This is a genomic window from Bacillus sp. ABA4_010 (assembly GCF_056159105.1).
Genome location: NZ_JBSWUN010000003.1, coordinates 3551834 through 3568671, shown reverse-complemented (window position 1 = coordinate 3568671; position 16838 = coordinate 3551834). Strand labels below are relative to the sequence as shown.

Here is a 16838-nt window from a genome sequence, read left to right as displayed (position 1 = left end):
TTATGTTATCACGCAAAGGTAAAAAATTCAATTATTTATTCAAATATTTGGATACTGTATACAAAAGGAGAAAAGTTTTTTATGAAATAAAAGGAGTTTCGCAACATTTCTAGAGAACGCTTTCATTAAAAAGAGGAAATAAACGAGAGTGTAAAGGGCTCCCGTTTATATGAAAGATGTATAATTATTCGTTTTTTAATTGGCGGAAAGCATGTTCTACCGCTTTTAAGGTGGAAGAAATATCTTCCTCTGTATGTTCAGTTGTTAAGAACCATGCTTCATATTTAGATGGAGCGAGATTCACACCTTGATGGAGCATAAGTTTGAAGAACTTCGCGAACATTTCTCCGTCCGTATTTTCGGCTTGTTCATAATTTTTCACCGTTTCTGTTGTAAAATAAACCGTTAAAGCTCCTTTTAATCGGTTAATTGTAATTGGAACACCATGCGTTTTAGCGTGTTGTAAAATGCCTTCTTCAAGCATCGCGCCTAAGCGATCTAAATGCTCGTATACGCCGTCTTGCTGGAGTACCTCTAAGCAAGCGATACCCGCCAAGATAGAAGCAGGGTTGCCAGCCATTGTGCCAGCTTGATAAGCAGGACCTAATGGGGCGACTTTTTCCATAATTTCTTTTCGTCCCCCGTAAGCGCCAATCGGCAGGCCACCGCCAATAATTTTTCCTAATGCAGTTAAATCCGGTTTGATGCCGAGTAAATCTTGGGCACCGCCGTACATAAAGCGGAATGCCGTAATCACTTCATCATAAATGACGAGGGCACCTGCTGCGTGAGTAAGATCATTCACTTCCTGTAAAAAGCCCGGTTCAGGTTCCACAATACCGAAGTTTCCGACGATTGGCTCCACAAGTACAGCTGCAATTTGGTCTCCCCACTTTTCCATCGCCTCTTTGAATGGCGTAATGTCGTTAAATGGAACAGTGATGACCTCTTGTGCGATGCTTTTCGGTACACCAGCGGAATCTGGTGTGCCAAGAGTAGCAGGCCCAGAACCAGCAGCTACAAGTACGAGGTCTGAATGGCCGTGATAGCAACCAGCGAACTTAATGATTTTATCGCGGCCTGTATAAGCACGGGCAACGCGGATAGTCGTCATAACTGCTTCTGTCCCAGAATTGACAAAACGTACTTTATCCATTGCAGGTATTGCTTCTTTCAGCATTTTAGCAAATATCACTTCATGAGCATGAGGCGTTCCGTAAAGGATGCCGTTTTCCGCCGCTTGTTGAATCGCTTTTGTAATATGAGGGTGAGCATGTCCTGTAATGATGGGCCCGTAAGCCGCTAAGTAGTCGATGTAGCGGTTTCCATCTACATCCCAGAAGTAGGCACCTTTTCCTCTTTCCATCACAACCGGTGATCCGCCACCGACGGCTTTGTACGAACGAGAAGGGCTGTTAACCCCGCCTACTATATGTTGAAGTGCTTCCTGATGGATGGCTTCTGATTTAGTAAAATTCATCTTAAATCCTCCCTGAAAAATGGATGGTTCAGTTCATGTATTTTTGTTGACTTTCTTATTCTAGCAGACTTTGTTCGTTGTTTAAAAATTTCTGTGTCAAAATCATCATTTATGTCTGTTTTGTTCTGCAATAAGCCTGTTAGTAGCAGATGCCATCTTTTTAGGGCATAGTATTTGTGAAAGTGGTCCACTATTGTATAAACTAGACTTTATGGTTGAAATTCATGGAGGGAAATACAATGCAAAATGCGATAGAAGTAGAAGGGCTGCGAAAAGAATTTAAATCCTATTCCAGTCGATCAGGGTTAAAAGGGGCATTTCGTGATCTTTTTACCCGGAATTATAAAGTACTTCCTGCTGTTGATGACATTTCGTTCACGGTTAAGCAAGGAGAAATGGTCGGTTATATTGGAGAAAACGGGGCAGGTAAGTCGACGACAATCAAGATGTTGACGGGAATTTTGACACCTACATCTGGTAGGGTGATGGTTAATGGAATGGACCCGCATAAGGAAAGAGAGAAGTTCGCGCAGACCATTGGGGTAGTATTTGGGCAGCGTTCTCAGCTTTGGTGGGATATTGCGGTTCAAGAGTCGTTTCGCCTATTGAAGAAAGTGTATAAAGTATCTGATGAACAATATAATGAGCACATGAATCATGTCATTCAAACGTTGGATATAGAACCGCTGCTGGACAAACCGGTTCGAAAGCTTTCCCTTGGTCAGCGGATGAGGTGTGAACTGGCAGCGGCGCTTATTCATAATCCGCCTTTATTGTTTTTGGATGAACCGACAATCGGCTTAGATGTATTGGTAAAATTAAAGATTCGTCAATTTTTAAAAGAAATTAATGAAAAATACAATACGACCATTTTGCTGACAACTCACGACCTTTCGGATATTGAAGCACTATGTGATCGCGTTATTATGCTTGATGAAGGAAATATCATTTATGATGGCGCTCTGCAAAAGCTTCGTTCGACATGGGGAGAAGGAAAGCAAATTGTGTTTGAATTTACGACACCGCCTGCAAAAGAAGAATTGCAGCTATTAACAGCAGATTTAACGGCTGTATGGATGCCCGGAGAGAGAAAAGATGTATGGGTAGCCCATTTAAAGAATGAACAAGACGCGATGTCTAGCCTTATTGGCCGGATAGTCGGTCAATATGGAATTAAAGACATTAGCATTAATGAGGTGTCAACCGAAGAGATTATCCGTAATATTTATGAAGAAGGTGCTGTTCGTGGCTAAGTATTTAGAGATGATCCGCATTCGTTTTCTAATGATGCTGGCTTATCGAACGAATTATTACAGCGGTATTTTAATTTATAGCATTAACATTGGAGCCTACTATTTTCTTTGGTCGGCCATTTATGGCGGAAAAGAGAGTATCGAAGGGCTTTCGATTATTCAAATGACCACATATGTTGCAGTGTCGTGGATGGCGCGGGCTTTTTATTTCAATAATATTGATCGAGAAATCGCCATGGAGATTAAAGAAGGAAAAGTAGCAGTTGAATTGATTAGACCGTATAGCTATTTAGGAATGAAGACGATGCAAGGGTTAGGAGAAGGAATTTTTCGCTTAATCTTTTTCTCATTGCCTGGTATGGTCATTGTATCGTTATTATTTCCGGTTGACTTTTCTGCGAATGTGTCTGTGTGGCTTTATTTTAGCTTATCGATCGTTCTTAGCTTCATCATTAATACACAAATTAACTTATTAACGGGTATTACAACCTTCTTTTTATTCAATAATGATGGGCTCATTCGTGCAAAGCGAGTCGTAATTGATTTATTTTCTGGACTGTTGCTGCCGATTAGCTTTTACCCTTTATGGGCACAGGAATTTATGAAATTTTTCCCTTTCCAAGGAATTAGCTATATTCCGAGTATGATTTTTACAGAAGGATTTACAGGGGATGAAATGACAGAAGCTCTATTGTTCCAAGGAGTTTGGGCACTTGTCTTATTTGTACCTGTACATCTACTGTGGAATACGGCTAAAAAAAGAATGGTTATTCAAGGAGGGTAAAGCATGTTCTATTTATCTATGTTTGTTCAATATATCGCCCAGTACATGAAAACCCGCCTGCAATACCGTGCTGACCTGTTTGTGGAAATGATCTCTGATTTATTGTTTCAAGGGGTAAACTTAATTTTTATTTTAGTTGTATTCGGTCACACGCAGTTTTTGAATGGATGGTCAAGAGAGGAAATTATTTTTATCTACGGTTTCTTTTTAGTGCCGTTTGCCTTATTTGCTTCGTTTTTCAATATATGGGATTTTAACGAGCGCTATATTGTGAAGGGTGAAATGGACCGAATTTTAACTCGTCCCATCCATAGTTTATTTCAAGTGGTGCTGGAGCGAATGGAGTTGGAATCGTTATTTGGTGCAGTAACTGGGATAGTGGTGATGGCGTACGCTGCTTCAAAACTTCAGTTAAGCTTTCATTGGTACGATCCTTTCATTTTTGTTCTATTTGTAGTAGGAGGGGCACTCGTATATGCGGGAATCTTTGTTTCGATTGCCAGTATTGGATTTTGGTCTGATGCGAGGACGTCCATTATGCCTACAATCTATAATATTGGGAACTATGGTCGTTATCCAGTTGACATTTACAATCGGGTTATTCGTTATGTTTTGACGTGGATTTTGCCGTTTGCATTCGTAGGTGTATACCCGTCCGCCTATTTTTTAGAGCGGACAGAATGGTATGGCTATTCCTTTTTAACCCCGTTTATGGGTCTTATTTTCTTTACTCTTTCCGTTTTTCTATGGAACAGCGGTGTTAAACGATATAGAGGAGCTGGAAATTAATCGACTGTATCGAAAGGAAGCTACTTCGATTGTTGTGTTTGGTAGGGGCTTTCGATACGCTTAAGGAAGAACAAGATTAAGATTGGAGGAATTCAAAATGACAACTCAAATTGGACAAGCAGCACCAAATTTTGAAGTGCAGGCTCATACAGGAGAGACCATTAAATTAGGAGATTTTCGTGGAAAGTATGTGGTGTTATATTTTTATCCAAAAGATATGACACCTGGATGTACGACAGAAGCATGTGATTTCCGGGATTTTCACGACCAATTTTCGGAGTTAGATGCGGTTATTCTTGGTGTGAGTCCAGATCCGGTAGAGAGACATCAAAAATTTGTTGAAAAGCACGGGTTGCCGTTTCGTTTGTTAATGGATGAAAATCATGAAGTGGCAGAGGCATATGGAGTATGGAAACTTAAGAAGAATTTTGGAAAAGAATATATGGGGATTGAACGCTCTACATTCGTCATTGATAAAGAAGGACTGTTAGTTAAAGAATGGCGGAAGGTTCGAGTGAAGGGTCACGTAGAAGAAGCGTTGGCGTTTATTCAAGAATGTGAGTAAACAGAAAAGGTTTTCAAAACTGGTTGTTCGTCTAGAACGTCTTTGCGGGTAGTGGCGTACAATATGAGTGTAGGGCATACCTCCTCAGGTGTTAAGCATATAAAGGTGCGGAATTTTCCGCGCCTCTTTTTTTATGTTACGTAAATATATAAAACGATCTGAAAAATTCTACAAAACCAAGGAGTGGGTGTCTCCCTCCTGTTTGCGGATTGGTGCCATTTGCTTAGGTGAACCTTTAAGGGGGGAACTCAAGTTGACTGGATTAACGATTGTGCATACCTTTTTACTAAATGAAGATGTATCGAATAATTAAGTGAAATGTATATAGATTAAGATAGACGAAGGGAAAAGAATGAAAAAGGAGAGGGAGAGTACATACTATAATTAAGAATAGAGAAGTTGACAAATATGTAAAAATCCATGTAGACTATTTGTAACGATTATAAAATAATAATTTGTATAGACGATAAATATTTAAAAGAAGAAATGAGGTGCATGACGATGGCTCATCACGAAGAGTTAAAAGAGGCGCTCGAGGCGTTAAAAAATACGGGAGTCCGGATTACACCGCAGCGTCATGCGATTTTAGAGTATTTAATAAACTCTATGTCACATCCGACTGCAGATGATATTTATAAAGCGTTAGAAGGTAAATTTCCTAACATGAGTGTTGCGACTGTCTATAATAACTTACGTGTATTCCGTGAAGTAGGCATTGTTAAAGAGTTAACGTATGGGGATTCTTCAAGTCGATTTGATTATGTGACGACAGATCATTATCACGTGATTTGTGAAATGTGTGGGAAAATTGTGGATTTCCATTATCCTGGTCTAGATGAAGTAGAGGCGTTGGCTGCTCATATCACAGGATTTGATGTCAGTCATCATCGTATGGAAATTTACGGGACATGTCCTAACTGCAAAAAGAAACAACAACATTAAAAAGCTGACAGCATCTCATCGGAGCTATCAGCTTTCTTTTTTGTTTTTTTGATTGTATTTTTCGTCGAATTCTTTACCTTCGAGTGAAGGATCCAATGTTAACGGTTCACGGCAATGCATGCACATGTCGACCCTGCCTAGCAGCTTTGTTGGTTTCCCGCAAGTGGGACAGACAACTTGAACGGCTTTTGTGGACAGCATTCCAATCCAAAAATAGACGACTGTGCTGGCGATGATACACAATAAGCCCAGTAGCATAAAAATGGTCATTACCCACATGCTTGTTCTAAAAAAGATGCCAACGTACATGACGATAAAACCGATGAAAATGAGACTGAGAGCAAAAGTTCGTATTTTATTAATCTTGTTCGAATATTTTAATGCCATGTTAGTAGTGCCCCTCCTTTAAAGTATAACTATAACATAATCCGCTTTCATTTTATAAAAAAATTACCATCTACTTAACGCTGGATTTGGCAGAAAAAAACAAAAAGGTATTGTGTTCGTGAGTGTAGAAATACAGTACAATGAAGTAAATCTACCAAAAAGTGAAATTGGTTTTGGAGGAAATGTGAAATGGAACATGTGCTGCGCCCAATTTATCAAGAGCGTGCCGGGAATCCCGATACTTTAGGGATTGTATTAATTGAAAAAAAGAAGTCCGAATCCCCAGTGACGGACAATTTAGATGCGGTCATACTCGTCATTACTAAAGAAGCTGAACATCTACTGTTTGTTAAACATTATGAGTATAAAGAAGAGACAGCAGGTTTATGTGTAGTGACAGAGGAGTTGCTGTATGACTGGATTTCAAATGGGACTAATCGGAGAGTGGTTGATTGGCTCTTCAATGGTAAGGTGTTATTTGATCGAAATGAATATGTAGAGTCGCTTAAGCAGCGTTTACAGTCGTTTCCTTATGAAGATCGGTTAAGGAAAATGGGAATTGAGTTCGCTAAGTTGATTCGGAGATTTAAAGAAGGAAAAGACTTTTATGAATCGAAACATTATTTAGACGCTGTTAATCATATGGTACATGCTTTACATCATTTGGGTCGTCTTTCAGTGTTGGAGCATGGATTTCATCCCGAAGTGACTGTTTGGAATCAGGTGAAAAAAATAGAACCGCAAATTTATAAGTTGTATGAAGAACTTATAACGGGAGAAGAGTCGCTTGAAAAAAGACTGGAGCTTTTATTCCTTGCTATTGAATTTTTAATTAATGAGCGTAAAGAGAGTGGAACGAAGCATTTAGTGAACTTATTGGCAGAAAGGACCGAGCCTTGGCCTTTTGCGGATATTATGAATCATGCTGAGGTTAAATCGTATACTATTGATTTAGGGTTGCTGCTCGAATTTTTAGTCGAAAAAGAAATTGTTTCTGTTCATAACATTGAAACAAAGGGGAAAGGTTTGTACCATCGCTATTATTATGTAGATATGGACAAGACAGAATAACAGAACATAAGATGAGATGGCAGTTCTCTCTGGTTTCGTAGAATGGACCGGGGGGAACTGCTATAATTTTTTGGAGATGTTTAAAGATGTACTTTATGTTGTGTATCCGGGAGTGGTTGGTGTTGTTTTTTTATATAACATTTTTATAATGGTGAAATAAGTATTTTATTTCACAGGTTGCTTGCAAGATGTTCTTGAGCATTGATACATTAAGTGTTGTCGAGTATTTCAAGAAGATATTACGTTGTAAAAAACTTTCCCTAAAAAGTGTTGACCTTATATTTTATTTATGATAAATTATTAAATGTCGCTAAGGCGATAACGGATGAATGAGTGAAACAAAAAGTTATTGACATTCACAAATGCGAAATGTTAATATAAGAAAGTCGCTTGCGAGCGACGGTGAACTTTGAAAACTGAACAAAACAACAAAACGTCAACGTTTAATTTTTATTTTAAAGCAAGGAACATCGACTAAGAACGTCACGTCCTGTGACAACGTCGATGTCAGCACATCCATGTGCTAGTTCAAACATTTCTTCGGAGAGTTTGATCCTGGCTCAGGACGAACGCTGGCGGCGTGCCTAATACATGCAAGTCGAGCGGACAGATGGGAGCTTGCTCCCTGAAGTCAGCGGCGGACGGGTGAGTAACACGTGGGCAACCTGCCTGTAAGACTGGGATAACTTCGGGAAACCGGAGCTAATACCGGATAACACCGAGGACCACATGGTCCTTGGTTGAAAGATGGTTTCGGCTATCACTTACAGATGGGCCCGCGGCGCATTAGCTAGTTGGTGAGGTAACGGCTCACCAAGGCGACGATGCGTAGCCGACCTGAGAGGGTGATCGGCCACACTGGGACTGAGACACGGCCCAGACTCCTACGGGAGGCAGCAGTAGGGAATCTTCCGCAATGGACGAAAGTCTGACGGAGCAACGCCGCGTGAGCGATGAAGGCCTTCGGGTCGTAAAGCTCTGTTGTTAGGGAAGAACAAGTACCAGAGTAACTGCTGGTACCTTGACGGTACCTAACCAGAAAGCCACGGCTAACTACGTGCCAGCAGCCGCGGTAATACGTAGGTGGCAAGCGTTGTCCGGAATTATTGGGCGTAAAGCGCGCGCAGGCGGTTCCTTAAGTCTGATGTGAAAGCCCACGGCTCAACCGTGGAGGGTCATTGGAAACTGGGGAACTTGAGTGCAGAAGAGGAAAGCGGAATTCCACGTGTAGCGGTGAAATGCGTAGAGATGTGGAGGAACACCAGTGGCGAAGGCGGCTTTCTGGTCTGTAACTGACGCTGAGGCGCGAAAGCGTGGGGAGCAAACAGGATTAGATACCCTGGTAGTCCACGCCGTAAACGATGAGTGCTAAGTGTTAGGGGGTTTCCGCCCCTTAGTGCTGCAGCTAACGCATTAAGCACTCCGCCTGGGGAGTACGGCCGCAAGGCTGAAACTCAAAGGAATTGACGGGGGCCCGCACAAGCGGTGGAGCATGTGGTTTAATTCGAAGCAACGCGAAGAACCTTACCAGGTCTTGACATCCTCTGACAACTCTAGAGATAGAGCGTTCCCCTTCGGGGGACAGAGTGACAGGTGGTGCATGGTTGTCGTCAGCTCGTGTCGTGAGATGTTGGGTTAAGTCCCGCAACGAGCGCAACCCTTGATCTTAGTTGCCAGCATTCAGTTGGGCACTCTAAGGTGACTGCCGGTGACAAACCGGAGGAAGGTGGGGATGACGTCAAATCATCATGCCCCTTATGACCTGGGCTACACACGTGCTACAATGGACGGTACAAAGAGTCGCGAGACCGCGAGGTGGAGCTAATCTCATAAAACCGTTCTCAGTTCGGATTGTAGGCTGCAACTCGCCTACATGAAGCCGGAATCGCTAGTAATCGCGGATCAGCATGCCGCGGTGAATACGTTCCCGGGCCTTGTACACACCGCCCGTCACACCACGAGAGTTTGCAACACCCGAAGTCGGTGAGGTAACCGTAAGGAGCCAGCCGCCTAAGGTGGGGTAGATGATTGGGGTGAAGTCGTAACAAGGTAGCCGTATCGGAAGGTGCGGCTGGATCACCTCCTTTCTAAGGATTACTAAGAAAAGCGAAGGCGTATGCCGTAGCTAGACAGTAAGAATCGTTGACGAAAACGTTTTGTTCAGTTTTGAAGGTTCATCCTTCAATATCAAATGCACCAAGTGGTGCATGGTTGTTCTTTGAAAACTAGATAACAGTAATAGCTGAGGAAAGTGAAAGCTTTTCTAAACAAAAATCCTTTGTTTAAAAACAAAAGGGAAAAGAGAAGCGAGAAGTTCGAGGCGATGAAGATTCGAGCAGCACAGCGTATTTCTATACGTGAGCAGCGGAGAATCGAAATCAACGAAGAAATTCGACGCTAATCTTTTGCCGTAACAAGGTTAAGTTAGAAAGGGCGCACGGTGGATGCCTTGGCACTAGGAGCCGATGAAGGACGGGACTAACACCGATATGCTTCGGGGAGCTGTAAGTGAGCTTTGATCCGGAGATTTCCGAATGGGGAAACCCACTGTTCGTAATGGAACAGTATCTTTACCTGAATACATAGGGTATGGAAGGCAGACCCGGGGAACTGAAACATCTAAGTACCCGGAGGAAGAGAAAGCAATTGCGATTTCCTGAGTAGCGGCGAGCGAAACGGAATTAGCCCAAACCAAGAGGCTTGCCTCTTGGGGTTGTAGGACACTCTATACGGAGTTACAAAGGAACGGAGTAGATGAAGAGGCCTGGAAAGGCCCGTCGAAGAAGGTAACAACCCTGTAGTTGAAACTTCGTTCCCTCTTGAGTGGATCCTGAGTACGGCGGGACACGAGAAATCCCGTCGGAAGCTGGGAGGACCATCTCCCAAGGCTAAATACTCCCTAGTGACCGATAGTGAACCAGTACCGTGAGGGAAAGGTGAAAAGCACCCCGGAAGGGGAGTGAAAGAGATCCTGAAACCGTGTGCCTACAAGTAGTCAGAGCCCGTTAACGGGTGATGGCGTGCCTTTTGTAGAATGAACCGGCGAGTTACGATCCCATGCAAGGTTAAGTTGAAGAGACGGAGCCGCAGCGAAAGCGAGTCTGAATAGGGCGAATGAGTATGTGGTCGTAGACCCGAAACCAGGTGATCTACCCATGTCCAGGGTGAAGTTCAGGTAACACTGAATGGAGGCCCGAACCCACGCACGTTGAAAAGTGCGGGGATGAGGTGTGGGTAGCGGAGAAATTCCAATCGAACCTGGAGATAGCTGGTTCTCTCCGAAATAGCTTTAGGGCTAGCCTCAAGATAAGAGTCTCGGAGGTAGAGCACTGATTGGACTAGGGGCCCCCAACGGGTTACCGAATTCAGTCAAACTCCGAATGCCGAAGACTTATTCTTGGGAGTCAGACTGCGAGTGATAAGATCCGTAGTCAAGAGGGAAACAGCCCAGACCACCAGCTAAGGTCCCAAAGTATACGTTAAGTGGAAAAGGATGTGGAGTTGCTTAGACAACCAGGATGTTGGCTTAGAAGCAGCCACCATTTAAAGAGTGCGTAATAGCTCACTGGTCGAGTGACTCTGCGCCGAAAATGTACCGGGGCTAAACGTATCACCGAAGCTGTGGATGGACATCTACGATGTCCGTGGTAGGAGAGCGTTCTAAGGGCGGTGAAGTCAGACCGGAAGGACTGGTGGAGCGCTTAGAAGTGAGAATGCCGGTATGAGTAGCGAAAGATGGGTGAGAATCCCATCCACCGTATGCCTAAGGTTTCCTGAGGAAGGCTCGTCCGCTCAGGGTTAGTCGGGACCTAAGCCGAGGCCGAAAGGCGTAGGCGATGGATAACAGGTTGATATTCCTGTACTACCTCCCCACCGTTTGAGCAATGGGGGGACGCAGAAGGATAGGGTAAGCGCGCTGTTGGATATGCGCGTCCAAGCAGTAAGGCTGAGAAGTAGGCAAATCCGCTTCTCGTAAGGTTGAGCTGTGATGGCGAGGGAAATAAAGTACCGAAGTTCCTGATTTCACGCTGCCAAGAAAAGCCTCTAGCGAGGTGGGAGGTACCCGTACCGCAAACCGACACAGGTAGGCGAGGAGAGAATCCTAAGGTGTTCGAGAGAACTCTCGTTAAGGAACTCGGCAAAATGACCCCGTAACTTCGGGAGAAGGGGTGCTCTGATAGGGTGCAAGCCCGAGAGAGCCGCAGTGAATAGGCCCAGGCGACTGTTTAGCAAAAACACAGGTCTCTGCGAAGCCGTAAGGCGAAGTATAGGGGCTGACACCTGCCCGGTGCTGGAAGGTTAAGGGGAGAGGTTAGCGCAAGCGAAGCTTTGAACCGAAGCCCCAGTAAACGGCGGCCGTAACTATAACGGTCCTAAGGTAGCGAAATTCCTTGTCGGGTAAGTTCCGACCCGCACGAAAGGTGTAACGATCTGGGCACTGTCTCAACGAGAGACTCGGTGAAATTATAGTACCTGTGAAGATGCAGGTTACCCGCGACAGGACGGAAAGACCCCGTGGAGCTTTACTGTAGCCTGATATTGCATTTTGGTACAGCTTGTACAGGATAGGTAGGAGCCTTGGAAGCCGGAGCGCCAGCTTCGGTGGAGGCATCGGTGGGATACTACCCTGGCTGTATTGAAATTCTAACCCGCACCCCTCATCGGGGTGGGAGACAGTGTCAGGTGGGCAGTTTGACTGGGGCGGTCGCCTCCTAAAATGTAACGGAGGCGCCCAAAGGTTCCCTCAGAATGGTTGGAAATCATTCGTAGAGTGTAAAGGCACAAGGGAGCTTGACTGCGAGACCTACAAGTCGAGCAGGGACGAAAGTCGGGCTTAGTGATCCGGTGGTTCCGCATGGAAGGGCCATCGCTCAACGGATAAAAGCTACCCCGGGGATAACAGGCTTATCTCCCCCAAGAGTCCACATCGACGGGGAGGTTTGGCACCTCGATGTCGGCTCATCGCATCCTGGGGCTGTAGTCGGTCCCAAGGGTTGGGCTGTTCGCCCATTAAAGCGGTACGCGAGCTGGGTTCAGAACGTCGTGAGACAGTTCGGTCCCTATCCGTCGCGGGCGCAGGAAATTTGAGAGGAGCTGTCCTTAGTACGAGAGGACCGGGATGGACGCACCGCTGGTGTACCAGTTGTCTTGCCAAAGGCATCGCTGGGTAGCTATGTGCGGACGGGATAAGTGCTGAAAGCATCTAAGCATGAAGCCCCCCTCAAGATGAGATTTCCCATAGCGTCAAGCTAGTAAGATCCCTGAAAGATGATCAGGTTGATAGGTCAGAGGTGGAAGCACGGCGACGTGTGGAGCTGACTGATACTAATCGATCGAGGACTTAACCTAAACGAAAAGCGGAGAAAGCCCGTTTAAATCGATAGGATGTTGGAGCTTCTGGCGGAAGAGACGTTAGTCTCAGACAGAAGAAGCGAAACAGCCGTACGATTTGGCTTTCATAGCTAGAAAATCAAGAAAAGCAAGTACTCAGCTGCAGTTATCTAGTTTTGAAGGAATAACTTTTTTAAAAAAAGTATTGAAATTTCTTCTGAATAGTGTATAATGTAATATGTCTGGTGATGATGGCGAAGAGGTCACACCCGTTCCCATGCCGAACACGGAAGTTAAGTTCTTCAGCGCCGATGGTAGTTGGGGGTTTCCCCCTGCGAGAGTAGGACATTGCCAGGCTTATATGATTCCACAGTAGCTCAGTGGTAGAGCAATCGGCTGTTAACCGATCGGTCGTAGGTTCGAGTCCTACCTGTGGAGCCATTAGGAGAGCTGTCCGAGTGGCCGAAGGAGCACGATTGGAAATCGTGTAGGCGGTCAACGCCGCCTCAAGGGTTCAAATCCCTTGCTCTCCGCCATTTAAACATCTATTAATTATTTTGGCCCGTTGGTCAAGCGGTTAAGACACCGCCCTTTCACGGCGGTAACACGGGTTCGAATCCCGTACGGGTCATATGTACAGATTCTTCAATCTGTACTCTGGAGGATTAGCTCAGCTGGGAGAGCACCTGCCTTACAAGCAGGGGGTCGGCGGTTCGATCCCGTCATCCTCCACCATTTTAACTATCGCGGGGTGGAGCAGTCTGGTAGCTCGTCGGGCTCATAACCCGAAGGTCGCAGGTTCAAATCCTGTCCCCGCAACCAAATTATAAGGTGGTCCCGTGGTGTAGTGGTTAACATGCCTGCCTGTCACGCAGGAGATCGCGGGTTCGAGTCCCGTCGGGACCGCCATTTTTAAGAAGGCTCGGTAGCTCAGTTGGTAGAGCAAAGGACTGAAAATCCTTGTGTCGGCGGTTCGATTCCGTCCCGAGCCACCATTTAATACATGCCGGTGTAGCTCAATTGGTAGAGCAACTGACTTGTAATCAGTAGGTTGGGGGTTCAAGTCCTCTCGCCGGCACCACTTGAAATAAAATATGTGGAGGGGTAGCGAAGTGGCTAAACGCGGCGGACTGTAAATCCGCTCCCTCCGGGTTCGGCGGTTCGAATCCGTCCCCCTCCACCATTTTTTAATTTTTAAATAGGGGCATAGTTTAACGGTAGAACAGAGGTCTCCAAAACCTCCGGTGTGGGTTCGATTCCTACTGCCCCTGCCAATAAGAATATGGCGGTTGTGGCGAAGTGGTTAACGCACCAGATTGTGGCTCTGGCACTCGTGGGTTCGATTCCCATCAATCGCCCCATATTTCTCGATAAATAATATTATTCAAATGATTGGGCTATAGCCAAGCGGTAAGGCAACGGACTTTGACTCCGTCATGCGTTGGTTCGAATCCAGCTAGCCCAGCCATTTGCGGAAGTAGTTCAGTGGTAGAACACCACCTTGCCAAGGTGGGGGTCGCGGGTTCGAATCCCGTCTTCCGCTCCATTATATAAATTAAGGCGGCATAGCCAAGTGGTAAGGCCAAGGTCTGCAAAACCTTTACTCACCGGTTCGAATCCGGTTGCCGCCTCCATTTACTATAATGCCGGGGTGGCGGAACTGGCAGACGCACAGGACTTAAAATCCTGCGGTAGGTGACTACCGTACCGGTTCGATTCCGGTCCTCGGCACCATTAATTTTTAAATAGCCTTATACCATGCCGGTGTGGCGGAATTGGCAGACGCGCACGACTCAAAATCGTGTTCCTTCTGGAGTGTCGGTTCGACCCCGACCACCGGTATCAGGCTTTTCTTACAGGAGAGATACCTGTTTTATTTTTTGTTTGTCATTCGACAAAAAACGATAAAATTTGCGGGTGTAGTTTAATGGTAAAACCTCAGCCTTCCAAGCTGATGTCGTGAGTTCGATTCTCATCACCCGCTCCATACATAATGCTTACAACGCAGTGTTTCGTTTTACTGAAAAAACGGGGCATTGCGTTTTTTTATTTAGGTCAGTAAGACCCCACTTCAAAATGTAGAGTAATTCCAGAAAGGAGAAGTGGGGTTTCTCTTATTATTTGATGCTATTGAGTGAGCTTTCCGTTTTTCAAGGTTGTAGAAGATGGGTAAGCTCAATAATAATATGGTCATAAAAGAGCAATTAGTGTTCGTTCTTTATGATGGAGCATGATGCTTCTCCACCATGAATCTGTAAAAACATATCCTTTAAAGATGTAGTTAATTGTTCTGCTTTATCCATGGAAAGAGAAGGGCGCAAATAGACGATTTGAATCGCTTCTGTAGTATGCTCGGTCACAGGAGCTCTTTCTGAGTCAACATACGGACTGCCAAATGCCCCTTGTTCATCAGAGGAAACGATTTTATTTTTTAAAGAAATGGTTCTTTCGTTTAATGCTTTATAATGTTGCTCTTCTTCTCCGATGGTAATCTCAATATGGTCTCCAATTGATGATTGATCATAGATTCCAATTGGAACTTCATATTGCAAGGAAAAGAAATTATTGAGATCCACGGCTGAATTAATAGAGGGAAGATAAGTTTGTTTTTGAATTCTTCTAAATAAGGCCTCTACTGAAGGACGGTATTTGCTTGGATCCGTTCCAACGGCTTTAAAAACCCTTCTCCATTCAGCCAGCCCTTCTACCTCAGAAGGATTTTTTGTCTCTAAATCGAAAAAGATAGATTCCTGAAATAAGCGCAGCCTTCCTTTTAGCATTTGAGGAGATGTTCCTACAGAAATATGTTTATAATGTATGATGCCCACCTTAAAATCAGGAATTGCGTCACTAATTTTTGAACTGATACGAACTTCCATTTACTTACGCTCCCTTATTCATGAGTTATCCTTTATTATAATAGTTGCTGTACTCAAAATGAATTAAACAGCTTATGGGCTTTTTTATAGTTAAGCAAGTTTCGCGTATATAAACGCTTATTGTATACCCCATTTTTAAAGGGAGGAGGAAATAAAGCAATGAATATGCTGACACTAAAAGAAGAAATTATTGCCTACAGTCAAACAATTGGAATTGATAAAATTGGATTTGCTAGTGCTTCAACTTTTGAAGAGTTAAAAGGCCGGTTGCTTATACAGCAAGAGCTTGGCTATCAATCAGGATTTGAAGAGCCTGATATTGAAAAAAGGGTGAATCCAGAGTTGTTGCTGCCAAAAGCACGATCGATTATTGCCATTGCCTTAGCTTATCCATCCAAAATGAAGAACCCACCGCAAAGCACGAAACAAGAACGAAGAGGCATCTTTTGCCGGGCTTCATGGGGAAAAGATTATCATGCTGTCTTGAGAGACCGCTTGGAAAAACTTGAACAGTTCATTTTAGAGAAAATACCAGAGGCACAAGTGAAATCGATGGTTGATACAGGAGAATTATCAGACCGGGCCGTTGCAGAGAGAGCTGGTATCGGATGGAGTGGAAAAAACTGTGCCATCATTACTCCTGAGTTTGGTTCTTATGTATATTTAGGAGAGGTCATTACTAATCTTCCACTGCCTCCTGATACGCCAATGGAGGACCGATGCGGGTCTTGTAATAAATGTATTGATGTATGCCCAACAGGAGCGCTTGTCGGACCTGGTCAATTGAATTCACAGCGCTGTATTGCATTTTTAACTCAAACAAAAGGCTTTTTGCCAGAAGAGTTCCGTGCCAAGCTTGGAAACCGTTTGTATGGATGTGATACTTGTCAGACTGTATGCCCTGAGAACAAAGGAAAGGACTTTCATTTCCATCCTGAAATGGAACCTGACCCAGAATTGGCCAAGCCATTGCTAAAGCCTCTTCTTCATATGAGCAACAAAGAATTCAAACAAAAGTTCGGTCATGTTTCCGGGTCATGGCGCGGGAAGAAACCAATTCAACGAAATGCGATTATTGCACTAGCTCACTTTAAAGATACGACTGCAGTACCTGATTTAGTTAAGGTACTAAAAGAGGATGTGCGTCCTGTCATAAGAGGAACTGCAGCATGGGCATTAGGAAAAATAGGAGAAGAAAGTGCGATTGAGGCATTAGAAAGAGCCTATGAAAGAGAGCAGGATGAGGAAGCACGTGTTGAAATAGAAAAGGGAATCAACATGCTTAAGGGATAAAATTATGGAATAGGTGTTAAAAAAAGAAGGTTTCATCATAGCGTTATAGTAAAACGTATGAAAG

The 16838-nt window shown here is 44.3% G+C and carries 10 protein-coding genes, 17 tRNA genes and 3 rRNA genes; 27 read left to right on the top strand and 3 right to left on the bottom strand.

What is annotated here, in order from left to right; genetic code table 11:
• Positions 1 to 184: 184 nt before the first annotated feature.
• The gene (locus ACXAEO_RS18835; protein WP_474883614.1) at positions 185 to 1480 is read right to left on the bottom strand and encodes a glutamate-1-semialdehyde 2,1-aminomutase; all 1296 of its coding nucleotides are present in this window, start codon (positions 1478 to 1480) and stop codon (positions 185 to 187) included.
• A gap of 239 nt (positions 1481 to 1719) precedes the next feature.
• Here ACXAEO_RS18835 and ACXAEO_RS18830 point away from each other — a divergent pair, with 239 nt between their 5' ends.
• The 5 genes from ACXAEO_RS18830 (at position 1720) to perR (ending at position 5813) form a co-directional block, all read left to right on the top strand.
• A complete protein-coding gene (locus ACXAEO_RS18830; RefSeq protein ID WP_474883612.1) occupies positions 1720 to 2733 on the top strand; it encodes an ABC transporter ATP-binding protein in 1014 nt (337 codons plus the stop codon).
• Positions 2726 to 3517, top strand: a complete 792-nt coding sequence (locus ACXAEO_RS18825; protein WP_474883609.1) for an ABC transporter permease — start codon at positions 2726 to 2728, stop codon at positions 3515 to 3517. Before ACXAEO_RS18830 ends, ACXAEO_RS18825 begins: the two co-directional genes overlap by 8 nt.
• A 3-nt stretch (positions 3518 to 3520) precedes the next feature.
• Positions 3521 to 4306, top strand: coding sequence for an ABC transporter permease (locus ACXAEO_RS18820; protein WP_474883608.1), 786 nt, complete (start codon positions 3521 to 3523; stop codon positions 4304 to 4306).
• Between the two features lie 97 nt (positions 4307 to 4403).
• The gene (gene bcp / locus ACXAEO_RS18815; RefSeq protein ID WP_474883606.1) at positions 4404 to 4871 is read left to right on the top strand and encodes a thioredoxin-dependent thiol peroxidase; all 468 of its coding nucleotides are present in this window, start codon (positions 4404 to 4406) and stop codon (positions 4869 to 4871) included.
• A 501-nt stretch (positions 4872 to 5372) separates the two neighbouring features.
• Entirely contained in the window at positions 5373 to 5813 is a 441-nt protein-coding gene (perR, locus tag ACXAEO_RS18810) for a peroxide-responsive transcriptional repressor PerR (RefSeq protein ID WP_474883604.1), read from the top strand.
• 27 nt (positions 5814 to 5840) lie between these two features.
• Here the strand turns inward: perR and ACXAEO_RS18805 are convergent, their stop codons facing one another.
• Positions 5841 to 6200 carry a YgzB family protein gene (locus ACXAEO_RS18805; RefSeq protein WP_474883602.1) on the bottom strand — a complete coding sequence of 120 codons (360 nt, stop codon included), beginning with the start codon at positions 6198 to 6200 and terminating at the stop codon, positions 5841 to 5843.
• 189 nt (positions 6201 to 6389) lie between these two features.
• Here ACXAEO_RS18805 and ACXAEO_RS18800 point away from each other — a divergent pair, with 189 nt between their 5' ends.
• From ACXAEO_RS18800 to ACXAEO_RS18700, 21 genes are all read left to right on the top strand, one after another.
• On the top strand, positions 6390 to 7271 hold the full coding sequence (locus ACXAEO_RS18800) for a nucleotidyltransferase-like protein (RefSeq protein WP_474883600.1): 882 nt from the start codon (positions 6390 to 6392) through the stop codon (positions 7269 to 7271).
• Positions 7272 to 7808: 537 nt separating this feature from the next.
• Positions 7809 to 9358: ribosomal RNA gene (locus ACXAEO_RS18795) — 16S ribosomal RNA — on the top strand.
• Positions 9359 to 9688: 330 nt separating this feature from the next.
• Positions 9689 to 12620, top strand: a 23S ribosomal RNA gene (locus tag ACXAEO_RS18790).
• A gap of 223 nt (positions 12621 to 12843) precedes the next feature.
• Positions 12844 to 12959, top strand: a 5S ribosomal RNA gene (rrf, locus tag ACXAEO_RS18785).
• Together the 16S, 23S and 5S rRNA genes with 17 tRNA genes alongside form the textbook arrangement of a ribosomal RNA operon.
• A gap of 9 nt (positions 12960 to 12968) precedes the next feature.
• A tRNA-Asn gene (locus tag ACXAEO_RS18780) sits at positions 12969 to 13043 on the top strand.
• Positions 13044 to 13046: 3 nt separating this feature from the next.
• Positions 13047 to 13138: transfer RNA gene (locus tag ACXAEO_RS18775), tRNA-Ser, on the top strand.
• Positions 13139 to 13161: 23 nt separating this feature from the next.
• Positions 13162 to 13233 (top strand) — tRNA-Glu (locus ACXAEO_RS18770).
• A gap of 28 nt (positions 13234 to 13261) precedes the next feature.
• A tRNA-Val gene (locus ACXAEO_RS18765) sits at positions 13262 to 13337 on the top strand.
• A gap of 10 nt (positions 13338 to 13347) precedes the next feature.
• Positions 13348 to 13424 (top strand) — tRNA-Met (locus ACXAEO_RS18760).
• Between the two features lie 11 nt (positions 13425 to 13435).
• A tRNA-Asp gene (locus ACXAEO_RS18755) sits at positions 13436 to 13511 on the top strand.
• Positions 13512 to 13521: 10 nt separating this feature from the next.
• Positions 13522 to 13597 (top strand) — tRNA-Phe (locus tag ACXAEO_RS18750).
• A gap of 10 nt (positions 13598 to 13607) precedes the next feature.
• A tRNA-Thr gene (locus ACXAEO_RS18745) sits at positions 13608 to 13683 on the top strand.
• A gap of 17 nt (positions 13684 to 13700) precedes the next feature.
• A tRNA-Tyr gene (locus ACXAEO_RS18740) sits at positions 13701 to 13785 on the top strand.
• Between the two features lie 17 nt (positions 13786 to 13802).
• Positions 13803 to 13876, top strand: a tRNA-Trp gene (locus ACXAEO_RS18735).
• Between the two features lie 11 nt (positions 13877 to 13887).
• Positions 13888 to 13963, top strand: a tRNA-His gene (locus ACXAEO_RS18730).
• A gap of 32 nt (positions 13964 to 13995) precedes the next feature.
• Positions 13996 to 14070, top strand: a tRNA-Gln gene (locus tag ACXAEO_RS18725).
• A 3-nt stretch (positions 14071 to 14073) separates the two neighbouring features.
• A tRNA-Gly gene (locus ACXAEO_RS18720) sits at positions 14074 to 14148 on the top strand.
• Between the two features lie 13 nt (positions 14149 to 14161).
• Positions 14162 to 14236 (top strand) — tRNA-Cys (locus tag ACXAEO_RS18715).
• Between the two features lie 11 nt (positions 14237 to 14247).
• Positions 14248 to 14336: transfer RNA gene (locus ACXAEO_RS18710), tRNA-Leu, on the top strand.
• A 26-nt stretch (positions 14337 to 14362) separates the two neighbouring features.
• Positions 14363 to 14444: transfer RNA gene (locus ACXAEO_RS18705), tRNA-Leu, on the top strand.
• A 71-nt stretch (positions 14445 to 14515) separates the two neighbouring features.
• Positions 14516 to 14589, top strand: a tRNA-Gly gene (locus ACXAEO_RS18700).
• 217 nt (positions 14590 to 14806) lie between these two features.
• Here ACXAEO_RS18700 and ACXAEO_RS18695 read toward each other — a convergent pair.
• Positions 14807 to 15481 carry a B3/B4 domain-containing protein gene (locus ACXAEO_RS18695; RefSeq protein WP_474883598.1) on the bottom strand — a complete coding sequence of 225 codons (675 nt, stop codon included), beginning with the start codon at positions 15479 to 15481 and terminating at the stop codon, positions 14807 to 14809.
• Between the two features lie 159 nt (positions 15482 to 15640).
• On the opposite strand from ACXAEO_RS18695, the gene queG reads away from it, so the two are divergent.
• Positions 15641 to 16774: a tRNA epoxyqueuosine(34) reductase QueG gene (gene queG / locus ACXAEO_RS18690; RefSeq protein WP_474883596.1), complete on the top strand. Its 1134-nt coding sequence runs from the start codon at positions 15641 to 15643 to the stop codon at positions 16772 to 16774.
• Positions 16775 to 16838: the final 64 nt, after the last annotated feature.